At 61.3% G+C, this 20,029-nt stretch carries 13 protein-coding genes; 9 read left to right on the top strand and 4 right to left on the bottom strand.

All coding sequences use genetic code 11. From position 1 onward, the window contains the following. Positions 1 to 59: 59 nt before the first annotated feature. Positions 60 to 401 carry a YggL family protein gene (locus tag KGB07_RS17555; RefSeq protein ID WP_046042876.1) on the bottom strand — a complete coding sequence of 114 codons (342 nt, stop codon included), beginning with the start codon at positions 399 to 401 and terminating at the stop codon, positions 60 to 62. 234 nt (positions 402 to 635) lie between these two features. Here KGB07_RS17555 and dacB point away from each other — a divergent pair, with 234 nt between their 5' ends. Then, positions 636 to 2,096, top strand: a complete 1,461-nt coding sequence (gene dacB / locus KGB07_RS17550; protein ID WP_046042878.1) for a D-alanyl-D-alanine carboxypeptidase/D-alanyl-D-alanine-endopeptidase — start codon at positions 636 to 638, stop codon at positions 2,094 to 2,096. Positions 2,097 to 2,234: 138 nt separating this feature from the next. Here dacB and KGB07_RS17545 read toward each other — a convergent pair whose 3' ends face one another. Further along, positions 2,235 to 4,634 (bottom strand): GGDEF domain-containing protein, encoded by a 2,400-nt coding sequence (locus KGB07_RS17545; RefSeq protein ID WP_046042879.1) that lies wholly within the window; start codon positions 4,632 to 4,634, stop codon positions 2,235 to 2,237. Positions 4,635 to 4,777: 143 nt separating this feature from the next. Next, complete coding sequence (gene rlmKL / locus KGB07_RS17540) at positions 4,778 to 7,048, bottom strand: bifunctional 23S rRNA (guanine(2069)-N(7))-methyltransferase RlmK/23S rRNA (guanine(2445)-N(2))-methyltransferase RlmL (RefSeq protein ID WP_046042880.1); 2,271 nt, start codon at positions 7,046 to 7,048, stop codon at positions 4,778 to 4,780. 530 nt (positions 7,049 to 7,578) lie between these two features. Between rlmKL and rmf the strand changes: the two genes are divergently transcribed. After that, positions 7,579 to 7,794 (top strand): ribosome modulation factor, encoded by a 216-nt coding sequence (gene rmf / locus KGB07_RS17535; protein ID WP_003223300.1) that lies wholly within the window; start codon positions 7,579 to 7,581, stop codon positions 7,792 to 7,794. Between the two features lie 284 nt (positions 7,795 to 8,078). Here rmf and KGB07_RS17530 read toward each other — a convergent pair whose 3' ends face one another. After that, the gene (locus KGB07_RS17530; RefSeq protein WP_046042881.1) at positions 8,079 to 9,098 is read right to left on the bottom strand and encodes a quinone-dependent dihydroorotate dehydrogenase; all 1,020 of its coding nucleotides are present in this window, start codon (positions 9,096 to 9,098) and stop codon (positions 8,079 to 8,081) included. A gap of 228 nt (positions 9,099 to 9,326) precedes the next feature. Between KGB07_RS17530 and KGB07_RS17525 the strand changes: the two genes are divergently transcribed. From KGB07_RS17525 to KGB07_RS17495, 7 genes are all read left to right on the top strand, one after another. Further along, positions 9,327 to 10,538 (top strand): CmpA/NrtA family ABC transporter substrate-binding protein, encoded by a 1,212-nt coding sequence (locus KGB07_RS17525; protein ID WP_223466085.1) that lies wholly within the window; start codon positions 9,327 to 9,329, stop codon positions 10,536 to 10,538. 15 nt (positions 10,539 to 10,553) lie between these two features. Then, the gene (locus KGB07_RS17520) at positions 10,554 to 11,129 is read left to right on the top strand and encodes an ANTAR domain-containing response regulator (RefSeq protein WP_046042882.1); all 576 of its coding nucleotides are present in this window, start codon (positions 10,554 to 10,556) and stop codon (positions 11,127 to 11,129) included. 234 nt (positions 11,130 to 11,363) lie between these two features. Beyond that, positions 11,364 to 12,575 carry a nitrate/nitrite transporter gene (locus KGB07_RS17515; protein WP_046042884.1) on the top strand — a complete coding sequence of 404 codons (1,212 nt, stop codon included), beginning with the start codon at positions 11,364 to 11,366 and terminating at the stop codon, positions 12,573 to 12,575. Between the two features lie 7 nt (positions 12,576 to 12,582). After that, on the top strand, positions 12,583 to 14,250 hold the full coding sequence (locus tag KGB07_RS17510; RefSeq protein WP_223466083.1) for a bifunctional protein-serine/threonine kinase/phosphatase: 1,668 nt from the start codon (positions 12,583 to 12,585) through the stop codon (positions 14,248 to 14,250). A 290-nt stretch (positions 14,251 to 14,540) separates the two neighbouring features. Then, the gene (gene nirB / locus KGB07_RS17505; protein WP_151213285.1) at positions 14,541 to 16,994 is read left to right on the top strand and encodes a nitrite reductase large subunit NirB; all 2,454 of its coding nucleotides are present in this window, start codon (positions 14,541 to 14,543) and stop codon (positions 16,992 to 16,994) included. Beyond that, entirely contained in the window at positions 16,991 to 17,308 is a 318-nt protein-coding gene (gene nirD, locus KGB07_RS17500) for a nitrite reductase small subunit NirD (RefSeq protein ID WP_046042889.1), read from the top strand. The genes nirB and nirD overlap by 4 nt, the downstream gene beginning before the upstream one ends. Then, positions 17,308 to 20,025: a nitrate reductase gene (locus tag KGB07_RS17495; RefSeq protein ID WP_046042891.1), complete on the top strand. Its 2,718-nt coding sequence runs from the start codon at positions 17,308 to 17,310 to the stop codon at positions 20,023 to 20,025. The genes nirD and KGB07_RS17495 overlap by 1 nt, the downstream gene beginning before the upstream one ends. The last annotated feature ends 4 nt before the right edge of the window (positions 20,026 to 20,029 follow it).

Below are 20,029 nucleotides of genomic sequence, written 5' to 3'. Positions count from 1 at the left end.
AGCTGCAAGCTGCAAGCGCATTTAACTTGCCGCTTGCAGCTTGAGGCTTACAACTGCCTTTAAGCCTGATTGATCGGCTTTTCCGGGTACCAGACGTCCAGCAGCGGGCTGACTTCAACGCTGGTCAACTCGGTGCGGCCTTTGAGCCAGGCTTCAACGGCAGCGCGCTGTTCAGCGCTGACCGAGCCACGCTTCTGCAGGCAAACCAGACCGTAGTCGTCGCCGCCAACATAGCCCAGACCGTTGGCTTCCATGGCTTCTTTGAGGAACGCGTCGAGGAAAGCATCAATGGCTTCATCAGCCAAATCTTCTTTGAAATCCAGGTTCAGCTCGAAACCCAGCTCTTGAAATTCATCGACGCACAGTTTTTTGCGCAGACGCTGGGAACGGTTAGTCGCCATTGGAACAATCCTCTTAAGTAATAACGGGCGGCACTTTAGCAGTTTAAGCCGCCGATTGCCTGACTCTCTGGGCCACCACGCCTACCGTCGGTAAAAAAATAGCCGATCAGACAGCCCTCGAACGGCACAAGCCGTGACACCTTGGGGCATAATGCCGACACTTTCATGACCATTGAGGGAATTTATCTCCATGCCCTCTTTATATTTTCCCTCGGCTGTAGGGTTTTATTTCAGATGATCAAATCTTTGCGTCCATTGCTGCTGGCCAGTTTTCTTCTTCCCCTGGCCTTCTCCGTTTCCGCCGCTCCAGTCAATACCGCGTTGTCGCCCAACGTTGAAAAAGCCTTGAAAGCCAGCAAGTTGCAGGACGACGCCCTGTCGCTGGTGATGATCCCGCTCACCGGCCCCGGCACCCCGACGGTGTTCAACGCCGACGTGTCGGTCAACCCGGCGTCGACCATGAAACTGGTCACCACCTACGCGGCGCTGGAAATGCTCGGCCCGAACCACCAGTGGAAAACCGAGTTCTACACCGACGGCACCTTGAGTGGCGGCATTCTCAACGGCAACCTCTACCTCAAGGGTGGCGGCGATCCGAAGCTGAACATGGAAAAACTCTGGCTGCTGATGCGCGACCTGCGCGCCAATGGCGTGACCCAGGTCACCGGCGACCTGGTGCTGGATAAAACCTTCTTCGTGCAACCGCAACTGCCGGAGTTCAATGACGACGGCAACGACGAGAACAAGCCGTTCCTGGTCAAGCCCGACTCGCTGCTGGTCAACCTCAAGGCGCTGCGCTTCGTCGCGCGCAATGACTCGGGCAAGGTGCTGGTCTCGGTGGAGCCGCCGATTGCGAGCATCCGCATCGACAACCAGGTCAAGGCCCTCAATTCCAAGCAATGCACCGGTGGCGTGCGCTACAACCCGGTTGCACAGGCTGACGGCAGCGTGACCGTGACGGTCGGCGGTCAGCTGGGTGAAGGCTGCAGCTCGCAGACTTACCTGTCGCTGCTCGACCACGCGACCTACACCGCCGGCGCCGTCCGTGCGATCTGGAAGGAACTGGGTGGCAGCATTCAGGGCAAGGATGTGCTGGCGCCAACACCGAAAGACGCCAAGGTCCTGGCCCGGGCGTTCTCGCCGGACCTGGCGGAAATCATCCGCGACATCAACAAGTACAGTAACAACACCATGGCCCAGCAGTTGTTCCTGAGTCTCGGCCAACGCTTCCGTACCGATGCCGATGGTGACGACGCCAAGGCTGCCCAGCGTGTCGTGCGTCAGTGGCTGGCGAAAAAGGGCATCACCGCGCCGCACCTGGTGATGGAGAACGGCTCTGGCCTGTCCCGTGCCGAGCGCGTCAGCGCCCGTGAAATGGCCTCGATGCTCGAAGCTGCGTGGCACAGCCCGTATTCCGCCGAGTACATCAGTTCGATGCCGATTGCCGGCACCGACGGCACTATGCGCAAACGCCTGAAGACCACTGCCATGCGCGGTGAAGCCCACGTCAAGACCGGCACCCTGAACACCGTGCGGGCGATTGCCGGTTTCAGTCGCGACGTCAACGGCAACACCTGGGCGGTGGTGGCGATCCTCAACGACAAGGCCCCATTCGGCGCCTCGTCGGTGCTCGATCAGGTGCTGCTGGACCTGTACCGCCAACCGAAACTGCCGCAGACGGCTTCGGTGTTGTAACCCGGACCCTGAGAACTACAGAGATCAACTGTGGGAGCGAGCTTGCTCGCGAAAACGGAATGTCAGTTACATCAATGTTGACTGTACTGACGCTTTCGCGAGCAAGCCCGCTCCCACATTAATCGCGTACAACCCGGGTTAATTCATCTCCTCCTCAACCCGATCCCTTCCCGCCTGCTTCGCCGCATAGACCCCCGAATCCGCGCGCAACAGCAAGGCATCGGCGCCCTCCCCGACCCGCCAACTGGCAATCCCGAAACTGGCGGTGACCGTACCGACGCCTTCAATGGGTGAACAGCGCAGGCCTTGCCACAATTGCTGGGCCAACACATAGGCATGCTCGCCGCTGATATCCGGGCACAGCACCATGAACTCCTCTCCGCCCAAGCGGCAGAACACATCGGTGCGACGCAGCCGGTGGCCGATCCGCTGGCAGACGGCCTGCAACACCCGATCACCGATGGCATGGCCATGCAGGTCATTGATGCGCTTGAAATGGTCGATATCGAGCATGATCACCGACAGATCCCCACCGCCGCGCTCCACCCGGGCCATTTCGATGGTCAGGCGTTCCTGGAAATAACGGCGGTTGTGGATACCGGTCAGGGAATCGGTGACAGACAGCGCGCGCAATTCCTCCTCCACCCGCTTCATATCAGAAATGTCCGAGATGTAGCCGTGCCAGAGCACACCGCCACCAGGCAGTTCCTCCGGCGTGGCCTCGCCACGTACCCAACGCAGACCCCGTTGCGGCAATTGCACGCGGTATTCCTCGCGCCACGGGCTGAGGGTGTCGGCCGAGGCGCGGATCGAGGCACGGACACGGGTGGTGTCCTGGGGGTGAATCCGGGTGAAGATCGCTTCGGCATTGTGCAGCAGCACATCAGGTTCCAGCTCGTAGATCTCGCGAATGCCGTCGCTGGCATAGATCACGCTGAAACGCCCGTCGAACTCCATCTTGAACTGGTAAATGCCACCAGGCACATGGGCGCTGAGTTTCTTCAACAACAGGTCCCGCGCCGCGAGTGCCTCGTGGACCCGTTTGCGTTCGGTGATGTCGATGCACACCGCCAGGTGCCCTACCCACAAGCCTTGCTCGTCAAGCACGGGCGTGGCGAGCATGTTGACCATCAAATGGCTGCCATCGCCACGCACCAGCGTCCACTCCCGCGCCTCGTGGTCGCCCTCCGAGTCGCCTTCGACCAGCATCGCCTGGCAGGTCGGCACCGGTTTGCCATAGCGTGCGCTCAACTCTGCCGAGCGAGCGACCAGCTCCCGGGGCAGGTGCAGGCTCTCCAGGGTCATGTGCCCCACCACCTCGGCGCTGGAATAGCCAAGCATCTGCTCGGCACCGGCGTTGAAGGTGCTGATGACGCCGCGCAGGTCGGTGGCGATGATCGCGACCTGGGTGGCGGCATTCAGCACGCCACGCAACTGGCCATGGGTACCCCGCAGTTCCTGCTCTCGATCGCGCAGCTCCTGGGTGCGTTGCTCCACCAGTTTCAACGCCCGCTGCCGCTGACTGACCAACACATACAGCAAGGCACTGAGCATCACGCTGAGCAACCCACCCAACACCACCACACTGGTCACGGAGGAATGGTTGGCCTTCACGAACGCGTCGCTGGGCTGGATATCGACTTGATAGTCATGATCGGCCATGCGCAACAGGCGCGTGGCGGACAGCTCGCTGATGGCCGGTGGGTTGGGTGACTCGAACAGCACCTCGTGCTGGTCTTCGATCGACAAATCGAGGATGCGCACCGAGAGATAGTCATGGCCGGCGTCCGGCAGTCCGTCCGCCAGCAACTGGCGCATGCTGATCACGGCCATGACATAACCGTAGGGCTTCGCGGCTTTGTGGTCCTGACCGTTGCGCTGCGTGACCGGTGCGACCAGCAGCACGCCGCGCGCATAAGCCGGCTCGATACTCACCAGATGCATCGGTTGCGACACCGCCATGCCGCCATGCTGATCGGCCCGATCAAGCGTGGCACGTCGCAGTGGCTGGGCCAGCAAGTCGTAACCGAGGGGAGCGCCGAGTTTGCTTTGCGTCTGGCTATACAGAACCGCCACGTACTCATCTCGTTCGCCGGCCAGTTGCAATTGGCCGTCGGCGTTGAGTTCTCTCAGGGTGAAGCTGCTCAAGCCTTCGTCACGCACCCGACGCTCGAACGCCGCCCGCTCGTCACGAGTGACCCGCTGGGCATAGGAATACGCCTGGGTTCGCAGCAATAAAGGTTGGGTGTAGCCGTCGAACTCCGCTCGGGACACCGAATCGGAATTGGCGAAAAAGCGGCGCAGGCCGTCGAGGCGCTGCTCCTGATCTTCGAAACGCTCTTCGATACGGCTGTAACGTTCACTGGCCAGCAGTTGGAAACGTTGCCGTAATTGATGGTGAAACAGATTCAGCGTCGACCACGCCAGCAACCCGGTGAGCACCCCGCCGACCAGCAATACCAGCAACGCGACCAACCAGGCCGACGCATCTTCGCTGATAAAACCCAGGATCTTGGGGCGCACGGCGTGCAACGACATAGAACGCAACTCAAAACGCCAGGTGCGGGAAAGCCCTTTGGCCTTGAGGTGTGTTATAGCTATTAGCCACTAATTTGACCAGCACTGATGGGATCCAAGAGCCTTTGAAAATCAAGGCTCTGTGGATCCAGTCACATCAGGTGTCAACGAGCCATGATTCTCCAGGCGCGATGGATCTTGGCGTTGCGGGAAAAATCCGGATCGATGGTCTGGGCAGTGATCTCCTCGACGGCATAACGCTCGCCGAGATTGGCTTCCAGTTCGAACTTGCGGAAGTTGTTGGAGAAGTACAACACGCCGCCAGGCGCCAAGCGCGCCATGGCCAGGTCGATCAGTTGCACCTGGTCACGCTGCACGTCGAAGACACCTTCCATGCGCTTGGAGTTGGAGAACGTCGGCGGGTCGATGAAGATCAGGTCGTACTCGTCACGACTGGCTTCGAGCCACGCCATCACATCACCCTGCTCCAGGCGGTTCTTGTCGGAAAAACCGTTCAGCGACAGGTTGCGACGCGCCCAGTCCAGATAGGTTTTCGACAGGTCGACGCTGGTGGTGCTGCGCGCGCCGCCCTTGGCCGCATGCACACTGGCCGTCGCGGTGTAGCAGTACAGATTGAGGAAGCGTTTGCCGGCCGCCTCTTTCTGGATACGCATGCGCATCGGCCGGTGGTCGAGGAACAGACCGGTATCAAGGTAATCGGTGAGATTCACCAGCAGTTTGATCCCGCCTTCGTTGACCTCGACGAACTTGCCCTGTGCCGCCTGGCGCTCGTACTGCTTGGTGCCGCTCTGACGCTCGCGACGCTTGACCACCACGCGGCTCTTGTCGATGTTCAACGCCTGCGGGATGGCTGCCAGGGCATCGAACATGCGGGCCGAGGCCTTTTCCGGATCGATGGATTTCGGCGCGGCGTATTCCTGGACGTGGACCCAATCGTGATACAGGTCGATAGCCATGGAATATTCCGGCATGTCGGCATCGTACACGCGGTAGCAGTCGATGCCTTCGCGCTTAACCCACTTGCCCTGGGCCTTGAGGTTCTTTTGCAGGCGGTTGGCGAACATCTGCCCGCCTTCGCTCAGGCGCGGCTGCTCGATCACCGGAGCCGGTGCCGGCGTCGGTTTGATCGGGTTGCCGTTTTTGTTGAACTTGCGTTCTTGCGGTTCGTTCGGCGCCTGATCATAGGCGGCTTGCTCGCGCTCGACCTGGCGCTGTTCCGGAGTACGACGCTCGCCGGTGACGAACTGGTCCGGCAGCACCTTGATCAGCAGCAGCTTGCACGGCAAGGCGCCGTTCCAGAACGAATACTGTTTGTGGCTGCGGATACCCATGCGCTTGCCCAGGTCCGGCGCGCCGGTGAACACCGCCGCTTCCCAGTTCAGGCAGGCCTGACGCAGGCGCTCGCCGAGGTTCTGGTAGAGGTAGAGCAGGCTCGCCTCATCGCCCAGACGCTCGCCGTACGGAGGGTTGCAGATCACCAGGCCTTTCTGGTTCTGGTCCGGGCGCGGCTCGAAAGTCGCGACTTCGCCCTGGTAGATCTTGATCCACTCGCTCAGGCCGGCACGCTCGACGTTGTTGCGGCCCGGTTGAATCAGCCGTGGATCGGCTTCGTAGCCGCGGATCCACAATGGTGTCTTGGCCAGGCCGGCCGCTGCGCGCTCGGAAGCTTCTTCGTGCAGTTTTTTCCACAGCGCCGGGACGTGACCGAGCCAGGCGGTGAAGCCCCACTGCTCGCGACGCAGGTTCGGCGCGATGTCGGCGGCGATCATCGCCGCTTCCACCAGGAAGGTGCCGACACCGCACATCGGGTCAGCCAGTGCGCCGCCTTCGGCCGCGATACGTGGCCAACCGGAACGGATCAGGATGGCGGCCGCGAGGTTTTCCTTCAGCGGTGCCGCACCTTGCTGCAGGCGATAGCCGCGCTGGTGCAGGCTGTGGCCCGACAGGTCGAGGGACAGAATGGCTTCGCCGCGGTCCAGGCGCAGGTGAATACGCAGGTCCGGGTTGAGCTTGTCGATGGACGGACGATCGCCTTGCGGGGTGCGCAGTTTGTCGACGATGGCGTCCTTGACCTTCAGCGCGCCGAAGTGGGTGTTGTCGATACCCGAGCCATGGCCGCTGAATTCGACGGCAAGGGTGCCGTCATTGAGCATGTGGTCTTGCCACTCGATGTCCAACACGCCGTGGTACAAATCTTCGGCGTCCTTCATCGGGAAACGCTTGAGCACCAGCAGCACTCGGTTGGCCAGGCGCGACCACAGGCACAGGCGATAAGCGGTTTCCATGGTGGCCATGCCGCGTACGGCAGAGGTGTGCTCGCGCGCTTCCTCAAGGCCAAGCCCGACGGCTTCCTCGATGAGCAGGCCTTCAAGGCCTTTTGGGCAAGTGAGGAAGAGTTCGAAATGATCGGACATGGGAATTCCAGAACCTTTAGCTGAGTGACCGGGCAACGCATTGCCGGTCCGGTTTTCAATCAGGCGCTTTTCTCGAAGAGCGCCCGCGTGGCACGAAGGTGTGCCGTTCCACCCCTGCTGCCCGGGTTAAATGAGCTTAGATGCAAGGACAGATAAAAAAGTTGATGCAACAAAATGTCATAAGTCGACCCTTCGTCGAATAGTGCCTCCCGGCAACGGGAGCCATTCTCAGTAAAGGATTAAGCCCATCATCAAGCGCAGGGCCGATCATACCGGGGTTTGGCCAATAAATACGCTACCACCGCTCTGTTACTTATGGCGTTAGCACATGAACGGTTACGTCCTTATGACAAAACGATCATTCCCTCGATGTGACGCATTGGTTAGAACTCAATACAGGTTGGCGCCGCAATGACGCCAACACCTTGGCTCGTCACGCCGGCAACGAGCCACCAACGGCAGAGTTTTTCTGCCAGACCTCAATAGAGGTCGACGCGATAAATACAGTCAACAAGTGAGGGCAACACCCTATGAGAAGACTTAAGCGTGATCCGTTGGAAAGAGCATTTTTGCGCGGATATCAATATGGCGTTGGTGGTAAATCCCGTGAGCTTTGCCCATTTACTCTACCGTCGGTACGTCAAGCCTGGATCAACGGCTGGCGAGAAGGACGCGGCGACAACTGGGACGGTATGACCGGCACTGCGGGAATCCACAGACTCAACGAACTTCACGCCGTCGGCTAATTACAGGGCACAACACTCCGACACGACAATTTGATTTTGTACTGAATTAACCACGCACGTCCCATCCGGACGGCGGGCTCCGGCCCAGGGGCTCCTTTATGGAGCCCTTTTTTATGTCTGCCAGAAACACCGCGACAAACCTTTGTGGCGAGGGGGCTTGCCCCCGTTGGGCAGCGAAGCTGCCCTAAAACCGAACAATGCGGTGTATCAATAGCATTGCGATCATAGGGCTCACGACTGCTTCGCAGTCGGACGGGGGCAAGCCCCCTCGCCACAAAAGCTCGTTAGCGTAGCGCTGCGATTGCGTCGACCGACTCACGAATCAGCGCCGGGCCTTTGTAGATGAAGCCCGAGTAGATCTGCACCAGGCTCGCGCCTGCAGCGATTTTCTCCGCCGCGTGCTTGCCTTCGGTAATGCCGCCCGCCGCAATGATCGGTAAACGCCCGCCCAGCTCCGACGCCAGCACTTGCACCGTGTGGGTACTCTTGTCACGAACCGGTGCGCCGGACAGACCGCCGGCTTCTTCGCCATGCTCCATGCCTTCGACGCCTACGCGGCTCAGGGTGGTGTTAGTCGCAATGACCGCATCCATCCCGGTTTCGATCAGCGCTTGCGCAACTTGCGCGGTTTCTTCGTCGCTCATGTCCGGCGCGATCTTGATCGCCAGCGGTACATGTTTGCCATGACGCAATGCCAGTTCCGCGCGGCGCTCGGCCAGATCGGCCAGCAACTGCTTGAGCGAGTCACCGAATTGCAGGCTGCGCAGGCCCGGCGTGTTCGGCGAACTGACGTTGACCGTCACATAGCTGGCGTGGGCGTAGACCTTGTCCAGGCAGATCAGGTAGTCGTCCACGGCACGCTCGACCGGTGTATCGAAGTTCTTGCCGATGTTGATGCCCAGCACGCCCTTGTACTTGGCCGCCGCCACGCGGGCGAGCAGGTGATCGACGCCGAGGTTGTTGAAGCCCATGCGGTTGATGATCGCCTCGGCTTCCGGCAAACGGAACAGGCGTGGTTTCGGGTTGCCAGGCTGTGGGCGCGGCGTGATAGTGCCGATTTCGACAAAACCGAAACCCAGTTGGGCGAAACCATCGATGGCCGCGCCGTTCTTGTCCAGGCCGGCGGCCAGCCCCACCGGATTCGGGAAGTCCAGGCCCATGACATTCACCGGCACCTTCGCCGGGGCCTTGCACAGCAAGCCGTTGAGTCCAAGACGCCCGCCCGCGCCGATCAGGTCCAGGGACAGATCGTGGGAGGTTTCCGGGGAGAGTTTGAACAACAGCTGACGGGCCAGGGTGTACATGGGCGGATTTGACTCGATTGGCGGCGAATTGAGGTGGCGATTATAGCCGTGCAACGGGGCGGCAAGCGAGGCGCGTGATCAAATCAACGGACGATGGCATATGCCTTGCACCACTCTGGGCACCAGCACCCATGCCAACGACCGAATGTGTGCAAAGACAATGGCGTCGTCCCCGGCCTGCTCATGCAAGAACTCGGGACGACGTTTTTTTTGCAAGGTGAACACGCGATGAACGAACCGTCAGCCGGCCCTCTAGCCTGGGTCAATGGCAGCGATGCCCCGGAAAAAACCGAAATCAATCTCGGCTTCATGGCCCTGAGCGACTGCGCCTCGGTGGTTGTCGCCGCCACCCAGGGCTTTGCCCAGCCCCACGGCTTGACCCTGAACCTCAAGCGGCAGTCGTCCTGGGCCAACCTGCGGGACAAACTGGTCAGCGGCGAACTCGATGCCGCCCACAGCCTCTACGGTCTGATTTATGCCGTTCACCTGGGCATCGGTGGCGTGGCCGCGACCGACATGGCCGTGTTGATGGGCCTGAATCAGAACGGCCAGAGCATCAATCTGTCCCACGGTTTGCAAGCGCTTGGAGTGACCAGTCCTGAAGCACTGGATAGGCACGTGCACCAAACTCGCTCAAAACTCACCTTCGCCCAGACGTTTCCCACCGGCACCCATGCCATGTGGTTGTATTACTGGCTCGCCAGCCAGGGCATTCACCCGCTGCTGGATGTCGACAGCGTGGTGGTGCCGCCACCGCAGATGGTCGCGCACCTGCGGGCCGGGCGTATCGACGGCTTCTGCGTCGGCGAACCCTGGTCCGCCAGCGCCGTGCAACAGGACCTCGGTTTCACCCTGGCCACGACCCAGACCCTCTGGCCCGATCATCCGGAGAAGGTCCTCGGCTGCACCCGTGCATTCGTCGAGCAATACCCCAATACCGCGCGGGTGTTGGTGATGGCGGTTCTGGAAGCCAGCCGCTTCATCGAACAAAGCACCGAGAATCGCCGCAGTACCGCACAATTGCTCAGTGCCGCGCAGTACCTTGACGCACCACTGGACTGCATCGAACCACGCCTGCTGGGCGAATACGCCGACGGCCTTGGCCAGCGCTGGCAAGACCCGCACGCGCTGCGCTTTCACGGCGATGGCGAGGTCAACCTGCCGTACCTGTCCGACGGCATGTGGTTCATGACCCAGTTCCGCCGCTGGGGCTTGTTGCGCGATGATCCGGACTATCTCGCGGTTGCCCGGCAGGTCCAGCAACTGCACCTCTACCGTGAAGCCGCCCGTGCCGTCGGCGTCGCTTCGTCAGCCGAGCAAATGCGTAGCAGTCAATTGATCGACGGCAAGATCTGGGACGGTTCGGACCCGGCCGGTTATGCCCGCAGTTTCAAACTGCACGCCATGAGCGACAGCTCGCACCGATCCGCCAGCCGCTGACAGGAGACCACGAACATGCTGCGTATCCTGCTGATCAACGACACCGCCAAGAAAGTCGGACGCCTGAAGGCCGCCCTGACCGAGGCCGGATTCGAAGTGATCGATGAATCCGGTTTGACCATCGACCTGCCAGAACGCGTCGAAACGGTGCGTCCGGATGTGATTCTGATCGATACCGAGTCACCGGGCCGCGATGTCATGGAACAAGTGGTGCTGGTGACACGCGACCAGCCACGACCGATTGTGATGTTCACGGACGAACACGACCCCGATGTGATGCGCCAGGCGATCAAGTCCGGGGTCAGTGCCTACATCGTCGAAGGCATTCACGCACAACGCCTGCAGCCGATTCTCGACGTGGCAATGGCACGCTTCGAAAGCGACCAGGCCTTGCGTGCCCAGTTGCATGCCCGCGACCAGCAATTGGCCGAGCGCAAGCGCATCGAACTGGCCAAGGGAATGCTGATGAAAATGAAGGACTGCAACGAGGAAGAGGCCTACACGCTGATGCGCCGCCAGGCGATGAGCCGCCAGCAGAAGCTGATTCAAGTGGCGGAGCAGATTATTGCCATGAGCGAGTTGCTGGGTTGACCCTGCCACAAAAGCAGTGTTGGCACAGATCTCGCTAAGTAATCACTACAGGTAACCAACGGCGGTTGCCCCACCTACGACAAAGACGTCGCTCACCTCATTTGCCCTTGGCGGATCGGGTGGCGGCGTTTTTTCGTTTTGGCCCCACAGCACGGGGCCGGTGGTGCGGCCGTATCGGCGCCCCACCTGCAAGCTCATGACTCCTTTCGAGACTCTTCACAGCTGAGGTGCGCAATGAATTCAAGCTTCTGGAAATCCGGCCATACACCCACATTGTTCGCAGCGTTCCTCTATTTCGACCTGAGTTTCATGGTCTGGTACCTGCTCGGTCCTTTGGCGGTACAGATCGCCGCCGACCTGCACCTGACGACGCAGCAACGGGGGCTGGTGGTCGCCACGCCGATTCTGGCCGGGGCGGTGTTGCGCTTCGTGATGGGGATGTTGGCTGATCGCCTGTCGCCCAAAACCGCCGGCCTGATCGGTCAGGTCATCGTGATCTGCGCGCTATTCGGCGCTTGGAAACTCGGGATCCACAGCTACGAGCAAGCCTTGGTGCTGGGGCTGTTCCTCGGTATGGCCGGCGCCTCCTTCGCCGTCGCCCTGCCCTTGGCCTCGCAGTGGTATCCACCACAGCACCAAGGCAAGGCCATGGGCATCGCCGGCGCGGGTAACTCAGGCACAGTGCTCGCGGCATTGATCGCCCCGGTGCTGGCGGCGGCGTTTGGCTGGAGCAATGTGTTCGGGTTTGCCCTGATTCCATTGATCCTGACCCTGGTCGTCTTCGCCTGGCTGGCCCGCAATGCCCCCGAGCGGCCAAAGGCCAAATCCATCGCCGACTACTTCAAGGCCCTGGGTGATCGTGACAGCTGGTGGTTCATGTTCTTCTACAGCGTGACGTTCGGCGGCTTCATCGGCCTTGCCAGCGCCCTGCCCGGTTACTTTAACGACCAATACGGCCTGAGTCCGGTGACTGCCGGCTACTACACCGCTGCCTGCGTGTTCGGCGGCAGCCTGATGCGCCCTTTGGGTGGCGCGCTGGCTGACCGGTTCGGCGGCATTCGGACCCTGCTGGCGATGTACACCGTCGCGGCGATCTGCATTGCCGTGGTCGGTTTCAACCTGCCGAGTTCCTACGCCGCACTGGCGCTTTTCGTCTGCACCATGCTCGGTCTGGGTGCAGGCAATGGCGCGGTATTCCAGTTGGTGCCCCAGCGCTTTCGCCGGGAAATCGGCGTGATGACCGGCCTGATCGGCATGGCCGGTGGCATCGGCGGGTTTGCCCTCGCGGCCGGCATGGGCGCGATCAAGCAAAGCACCGGCAGCTATCAACTGGCGCTGTGGTTGTTCGCCAGCCTCGGCGTTCTGGCCTGGTTCGGTCTGCACGGCGTGAAACGTCGCTGGAGAACCACCTGGGGTTCGGCCGCCGTGACGGCTGCGCGGGTCTGACGCCACGATGAGCCTGCAACTGAGTTTCGCCGAAGCCAGCGCCATCGGTCCTCGCGAGGAAAACCAGGATGCCCTGCGTCTGGTCACGCCGGCTCCGGCGCTGGCCGCGAGCAAGGGTTACCTGTTCGCGATTGCCGACGGCGTCAGCCAGTGCGTCGATGGCGGTCTGGCTGCCCGTTCGACGCTGCAGGCCCTGGCGCTGGATTACTACGCCACGCCGGAAACCTGGAGCGTCGCACAGGCACTCGATCGTCTGCTGCTGGCGCAAAACCGCTGGTTGCAGGCCAATGGCGGCGGGCAACCGCTGCTGACCACCCTCAGTGCGCTGGTCCTGCGTGGCCGGCGTTTTACCCTGGCCCATGTCGGCGATTGCCGGGTGTATCGCTGGCACGCCGACCAATTGCAGCGAATCAGCGAGGATCACGTCTGGGACCAGCCGGGCATGCAGCATGTGCTGAAACGGGCGCTGGGGCTCGATCAACACCTGGTGCTGGACTTTCTCGACGGTGAGTTGCGCGTCGATGAAAGCTTCGTCCTGCTCAGCGACGGCGTCTGGGCCGTCCTGGGCGATACTGCCATTGCCGCGATCCTGCGGGATCAACCGGACTTGCACAGCGCTGCGCAAACCCTGGTCAATGCCGCACACCTGGCGGGCAGTCAGGACAACGCCAGCGCTCTGCTGGTGCGGGTCGATGCCCTTGGCGAAGCGAGCATTGGCGATGCGTTGATGCACTTACAGCAATGGCCACTGCCGCCAGCCCTGAAACCGGGTCAGGCGTTCGAAGGCTGGCAGGTCGAGGGGATCGTCGCACAGAGCCAGCAATCACTGCTTTATCGCGTTCGCGACAGCCAGCAACAACCCTGGCTGCTGAAAACCCTGCCGGGGCGTTTGCACGACGATCACCAGGCCGGGCAAACGTTACTGTCGGAAGAATGGTTTCTCAAACGCGTGGCCGGTCGACATTTTCCTGAAGTCCATGCCGCCAGTCAGCGTCAGCATTTGTACTACGTGATGCGTGAGTATTCGGGCGCTACCCTGGCCCAACGGCATGAACAAAGCGGCCCCTTGCCGCTGCCCCAGTGGCAAGACATCGCCGAACGCTTGCTGCGAGCGGTCGGCCTGCTGCATCGACGGCAGATCCTGCATCGCGATATCAAACCGGAAAACCTGTTGCTGGGGGACGATGGTGAGTTGCGCCTGCTGGATTTCGGCCTCGCCTACTGTCCCGGGCTTTCGCAAGACCTGCCCTGGGCGCTGCCGGGCACACCCAGTTACATCGCGCCCGAAGCCTTTCGCGGCGATGTACCGACGCCACGGCAGGATTTGTATGCCGTCGGTGTGACCCTGTATTTCGTGCTCACCGGGCACTATCCCTATGGCGAAATCGAAGCGTTCCAACGCCCGAGGTTTGGCCTCCCGGTCGACGCCAGCCGCTACCGGCCCGACCTGCCGGACTGGATCGCCCATAGCCTGGAGCGCGCCGTGGCAGCGGCCCCCGACCAGCGTTTCGAAACGGCGGAAGAATGGCTGCTGCTGATGGAACAGGGCGAACGCCGCAGCTTGAGCGTACGCCCCAAGCCCTTACTGGAGCGCGAGCCGCTGAAAGTCTGGCGGACATTGGCGCTGGTGTCCTTGCTGCTGAACCTGGTGCTGCTGGTGGTTGCGCTCCATTAACGGGCAATGCGCCTTGAATCGGTGCATTCCCTTACGGCTCTGTCCTTGCGAACGGGGAAATAGCCAACAAACACGGGATTCGAGCGACTTGGCATAACCACTGCATTACCTCTTGCAACAGACATACAGCGCAGGCTTCAACGACGAAGGTTGCACTTCCCGAGAGAACGGGACCAGGACAAAGGCGTCCTCGCTAGGCAACTAGCGGGACGCCTTTTTTTGTTTGCGCAAAATTTGTCGAGCATGGCCTGAACCCTGATGAGGCAGGCCTGAGCTCCCCGGAGAACCTGATGAAAAAACTAAAACTGGTGATGATCGGCAACGGCATGGCCGGGGTCCGAACCCTGGAAGAGCTGCTCAAACTGAGCACTGAGCTGTACGACATCACGGTCTTCGGCGCCGAACCGCACACCAACTACAACCGCATCCTGTTGTCGCCGGTGTTGGCGGGTGAACAGACCTTCGAAGAGATCGTGCTCAACGACCTGGACTGGTACCTGGAAAACAACATCAAGCTGCTGCTCAACCGCAAGGTGGTGGAGATCGACCGGGTCAAGCGCCGGGTCATCGCCGAAGACGGCAGCGAAGCCGAATACGATCGCCTGCTGATCGCCACCGGCTCGACGCCCTTCATCCTGCCCATTCCCGGCAACACCCTTGAGGGCGTGATCGGCTACCGTGACATCGCCGACACCCAGGCCATGATCGACACCGCGAAAACCCACCGTCACGCCGTGGTGATCGGCGGCGGCCTGCTCGGTCTGGAGGCCGCCAATGGCCTGATGCTGCGGGGCATGCACGTGACCGTGGTGCATATCGGCGAGTGGTTGCTGGAACGGCAACTGGACAAGACCAGCGGCCAGCTACTGCAAAGCGCGCTGGAATCTCGCGGCCTGCACTTTCGCCTGTGCGAGCAGACCCAGGCCTTGCACGACGCGGGCAACGGCCGGGTCGGATCGGTGCAATTCAAGAACGGCGACATCATCCCCGCCGACCTGGTCGTGATGGCCGCCGGCATTCGCCCCAATACCGAACTGGCGGAGAAATCCGGCATTCCGTGCAGCCGCGGGATTCTGGTCAACGACACACTGCAAACCTACGACCCACGGATCTATGCCATCGGTGAGTGTGCCAGTCACCGCGGCATCGCCTATGGCTTGGTGGCGCCGCTGTTCGAACAGGCCAAAGTCTGCGCCAACCACCTCGCCCAACTGGGTTTTGCCACCTACAAGGGGTCGGTGACCTCGACCAAATTGAAGGTTACCGGCATCGACCTGTTCTCCGCCGGCGACTTCATGGGCGGTGAAGGCACCGAGACCATCACCCTCTCGGACCCGATTGGCGGGGTCTACAAGAAACTGGTGATCAAGGATGACGTGCTGGTCGGTGCCTGCCTGTACGGCGATACGGCAGATGGCGGCTGGTATTTCCGGCAGATCCGTGAGAATCACGCCATCGGCGAGATCCGCGATCATCTGATGTTTGGTGAAAATGCACTTGGCGATGTAGGACATCAGGGCCAGGACAAAGCCATGAGCATGGCCGACACCGCCGAAGTCTGCGGCTGCAACGGTGTGTGCAAGGGCACCATCGTCAAGGCCATTCAGGAACACGGGCTGTTCAGTGTCGACGACGTCAAGAAACACACCAAGGCTGCCAGCTCCTGCGGCTCCTGCGCCGGCCTCGTCGAACAGATCCTGATCAACACCGTGGGCGGCGCCGCGGACGTCAAACCGAAAAGCGAAAAGGCCATCTGCGGCTGCAGCGACCTCAACCACGGGCAAATCCGCCAGGCCATCCGCGAGCAGCACCTGCTGACAATCGCCGGCACCATGAGCTACCTCAACTGGCGCACACCCAACGGCTGCGCCACCTGCCGGCCGGCGCTCAACTACTACCTGATTTCCACCTGGCCTGGGGAAGCCAAGGACGATCCGCAATCGCGACTGATCAACGAACGCGCCCACGCCAACATTCAGAAAGACGGCACCTACTCTGTAGTCCCTCGGATGTGGGGCGGCGTGACCAACCCTTCAGAGCTGCGGCGCATTGCCGACGTCGCCGACAAGTACAACGTGCCGATGGTCAAGGTCACCGGTGGCCAGCGCATCGACTTGCTGGGCATCCGCAAGCAAGACCTGCCGGGGGTGTGGAAAGACCTGGACATGCCGTCCGGCCACGCCTACGGCAAATCCATCCGTACGGTGAAAACCTGCGTCGGCAGCGAGTTCTGCCGCTTTGGCACCCAGAACTCCACACAACTTGGCATTGAACTGGAACATGACCTGTTCAACATGTGGTCGCCGCACAAGGTGAAGCTGGCCGTCTCCGGTTGCCCGCGCAACTGCTCGGAAGCCGGTATCAAGGATGTGGGAATTATCGGTGTGGACTCCGGCTGGGAGATGTACATCGGTGGCAACGGCGGGATCAAGACCGAAGTCGCGGAGTTCTTCGTCAAGCTGAAGACCGCCGAAGAAGTGCGCGAATACAACGGTGCATTCCTGCAGCTCTATCGCGAAGAAGCCTTCTACCTCGAACGCACCGTGCACTACCTGCAACGGGTCGGCATGGAACATATCAAGAAAGCCGTGCTGGAAGATCCGGAGCGGCGCAAGGCGCTCAACGATCGCCTGCAGTTCTCGCTGTCGTTCGAACAGGACCCGTGGAAGGAACGCCTGGAACAGCCCCAGCTGAAAAAAGAATTCGACGTCATCCCCGTGAAAAACCTGGAGGTGCTGGCATGAACTGGCTGGATATCTGCGCACTGGAAGAGATCAATGCCCTGGGCTCGCGGATCATCGCCGGGCCAAAGGGAGACATCGCGATTTTTCGTACCAGCGACGACGAAGTGTTCGCCCTTGACGACCGCTGCCCGCACAAGGGCGGCCCGTTGTCCCAAGGCCTGGTCTATGGCAAGCGGGTGGCCTGCCCGTTGCACAACTGGCAAATCGACCTGGAAAGCGGCGAAGCCCTGGCCCCGGACATCGGCTGTGCCCATCACCATCTCGCCCGGGTGGAAAATGGCCGAGTGATGCTGGCCCTGCGGGATGCAGGCTGATGGACCGCCAGATCACTGCATCCACCTGCTGTTACTGCGGGGTCGGCTGTGGCGTGCTGATCGAACACGACGGCGAGCGCATCCTCGGCGTCAGCGGCGACCCGGCGCACCCGGCCAATTTCGGCAAACTGTGCAGCAAGGGTTCGACCCTGCACCTGACCGGCGACTTGACGGCGCGGGCGCTGTACCCCGAACTGCGTCTCGGTAAAGGCCTGGCCCGTCACCGCACCGATTGGGATACCGCCCTCGATCACGCTACCAGCGTGTTTGCCGCGACCATTGCCGAACATGGCCCGGACAGCGTCGCGTTCTACATTTCCGGGCAACTGTTGACCGAGGACTACTACGCCTTCAACAAGCTGGCACGTGCCCTGGTAGGCACCAACAACATCGACAGCAATTCGCGCCTGTGCATGTCCTCGGCGGTGGTCGGCTACAAGCGCAGCCTGGGTGCCGACGCCCCGCCCTGCAGCTACGAAGACCTGGAGCTGAGCGATTGCGTGATGATCGTCGGCAGCAACATGGCCTACGCTCACCCGGTGCTGTTTCGCCGGCTGGAAGCCGCCAAATCCCGCCGGCCGCAGATGAAGGTCATCGTCATTGACCCTCGTCGTACAGACACCTGCGATCTGGCTGACCTGCACCTGGCGATCTTGCCGGGCACCGATGTCGCCCTGTTCCATGGGATTTTGCATCTGCTGCTGTGGGAAGACTGGATCGATCGTGACTTCATCCGGGACCACACCGAAGGCCTGGCCGAGCTGAAAAACCTGGTGCGTGACTACACGCCGCAAATGGTTTCGCAGCTCTGCGGAATCAGCCTCGGGCAATTGCAGCAATGTGCCGAGTGGATCGGCACATCACCGAGCTTTCTGTCGCTGTGGTGCATGGGGCTTAACCAGTCCACCGCCGGCAGCGCGAAAAACAGTGCACTGATCAACCTGCACCTGGCCACCGGGCAGATCGGTCGTCCCGGCGCCGGACCTTTCTCCCTCACCGGTCAGCCAAATGCCATGGGCGGGCGGGAAACCGGCAGTTTGTCCAACCTGCTGCCCGGCCACCGTGACGCCGCCAATGCACAACACCGTGAGCAAGTCGCGTCCTACTGGGGCGTCGAGCAACTGCCGGAAAATCCCGGACTCACCGCAATCGAGCTGTTTGAGCAAGTGCGCAACGGCAAGATCAAGGCGCTATGGATCGCCTGTACCAACCCCGCGCAATCCATGCCGGACCAGACGGCCGTGCGCGCAGCCTTGCAAGCCTGCCCGTTCGTGGTGCTGCAGGAAGCCTTCAGCACCACTGAAACCGCGAAGTTCGCCGACCTTCTGCTGCCCGCTGCCAGTTGGGGTGAAAAGGAAGGTTGCGTGACCAACTCCGAGCGGCGCATTTCCCACGTACGCCAGGCAATCGTCGCACCGGGTGAGGCGCGGCCGGACTGGGCAATCACCGTAGATTTCGCACAACGTCTGGAAAAACACCTGCGTCCCGGCCAAACCAGCCTGTTTGAATTTGATAATCCCGCTCAGGTCTTTGACGAATACAAACAACTGACTCAAGGCCGCGACCTGGATCTGTCCGGCATCAGCCATGCACTGATCGATCGTCTCGGCCCGCAGCAATGGCCCTTCCCTGTGGGTGCCGTTGAAGGTACGGCACGGCTGTACGTCGACGGGATATTTGCCACTGCCAATGGGCGCGCAAAGTTCGTGGCCGATCCGTATCGCGCCGCCAAAGAGCAACGGGATGCTCGCTTCCCGCTGACCCTGATCACCGGCCGCCTGCGCGATCAATGGCACGGCATGAGCCGCACCGGCACAGCCGCGCAGCTATTCGGCCATGTCAACGAAGCGGAGTTGAGCCTGCACCCGGACGAACTGCGCCGCCATCGCCTGCAGCCTGGGGATCTGGTCAGCCTGAAAAGCCGACGCGGCGCCGTCGTCGTCGCGGTTGCCAGCGATGACAGCGTGCGCCCGGGCCAGGCCTTTTTGCCGATGCATTGGGGCGACCGTTTTCTCAAGGGCGGGGTGAACAGCCTCACCCTGCCCGCATTCGATCCTTTGTCAAAACAGCCCGAACTTAAACACAGCGGCGTTCGCCTGGATCCGGTGGATTTGCCCTGGAAACTGTTCGCACTGATCGAGGGCGATGTTCAACGGCATTTTGAGACGCTACGACCGCTCTGTGAGGCGTTTTCCTACGTCAGCCTCAGCCTTGTTGGTCGCGAGCGCCCTGCCCTGCTTGTACGGGCGGCCAATACTTCAGCACCTTCGGCAGAGCTGCTAAGCGAAATCGATAAAAACCTGGCGCTCGATGACGGCCCGGTGCTGGCTTACGACGACCCTCGACGGGCCATCGGCAAGCGCGTGCGGATCGAAAATGGCCGGATCACTGCCATTCGATTGGCCGGTGAAACCCTTGCCCAGCACTGGTTGCAGGGGCTGTGGCTCGAAGGTCGCGCGGACCAGCAACTGCGGCGCTGGTTGCTTGCGCCGCTGAGCGCACCACCGGGCAATCTCGACGCGCCCGTCAACGCGAACAAGATCCTGTGCAATTGCAAGAACGTCGGCCAGAACGCGATCTGCGCTGGCATCAGCCGCGGCTTGGACTTGCAGGGACTCAAGCAAGAACTGGGTTGCGGCACGCAATGCGGGTCCTGCGTTCCGGAAATCAAACGCCTGCTGGCTGCCACGGCGCAGCCAATCACCGTCTTCTCGTGAGGAA

This window comes from Pseudomonas sp. GL-RE-26, assembly GCF_019956275.1.
Classification (GTDB): Bacteria; Pseudomonadota; Gammaproteobacteria; order Pseudomonadales; family Pseudomonadaceae; genus Aquipseudomonas; species Aquipseudomonas grandcourensis.
Note: the sequence above shows the minus strand (reverse complement) of the source record. Positions and strands in the feature narration are given on the sequence as shown.

Excerpts from the sequence above, each read along its gene's own strand:
- KGB07_RS17555 (WP_046042876.1), bottom strand. The coding sequence starts at position 401 with ATGGCGACTAACCGTTCCCAGCGTCTGCGCAAAAAACTGTGCGTCGAT.
- dacB (WP_046042878.1), top strand. The coding sequence starts at position 636 with ATGATCAAATCTTTGCGTCCATTGCTGCTGGCCAGTTTTCTTCTTCCC.
- KGB07_RS17545 (WP_046042879.1), bottom strand. The coding sequence starts at position 4,634 with ATGTCGTTGCACGCCGTGCGCCCCAAGATCCTGGGTTTTATCAGCGAA.
- rlmKL (WP_046042880.1), bottom strand. The coding sequence starts at position 7,048 with ATGTCCGATCATTTCGAACTCTTCCTCACTTGCCCAAAAGGCCTTGAA.
- rmf (WP_003223300.1), top strand. The coding sequence starts at position 7,579 with ATGAGAAGACTTAAGCGTGATCCGTTGGAAAGAGCATTTTTGCGCGGA.
- KGB07_RS17530 (WP_046042881.1), bottom strand. The coding sequence starts at position 9,098 with ATGTACACCCTGGCCCGTCAGCTGTTGTTCAAACTCTCCCCGGAAACC.
- KGB07_RS17525 (WP_223466085.1), top strand. The coding sequence starts at position 9,327 with ATGAACGAACCGTCAGCCGGCCCTCTAGCCTGGGTCAATGGCAGCGAT.
- KGB07_RS17520 (WP_046042882.1), top strand. The coding sequence starts at position 10,554 with ATGCTGCGTATCCTGCTGATCAACGACACCGCCAAGAAAGTCGGACGC.
- KGB07_RS17515 (WP_046042884.1), top strand. The coding sequence starts at position 11,364 with ATGAATTCAAGCTTCTGGAAATCCGGCCATACACCCACATTGTTCGCA.
- KGB07_RS17510 (WP_223466083.1), top strand. The coding sequence starts at position 12,583 with ATGAGCCTGCAACTGAGTTTCGCCGAAGCCAGCGCCATCGGTCCTCGC.
- nirB (WP_151213285.1), top strand. The coding sequence starts at position 14,541 with ATGAAAAAACTAAAACTGGTGATGATCGGCAACGGCATGGCCGGGGTC.
- nirD (WP_046042889.1), top strand. The coding sequence starts at position 16,991 with ATGAACTGGCTGGATATCTGCGCACTGGAAGAGATCAATGCCCTGGGC.
- KGB07_RS17495 (WP_046042891.1), top strand. The coding sequence starts at position 17,308 with ATGGACCGCCAGATCACTGCATCCACCTGCTGTTACTGCGGGGTCGGC.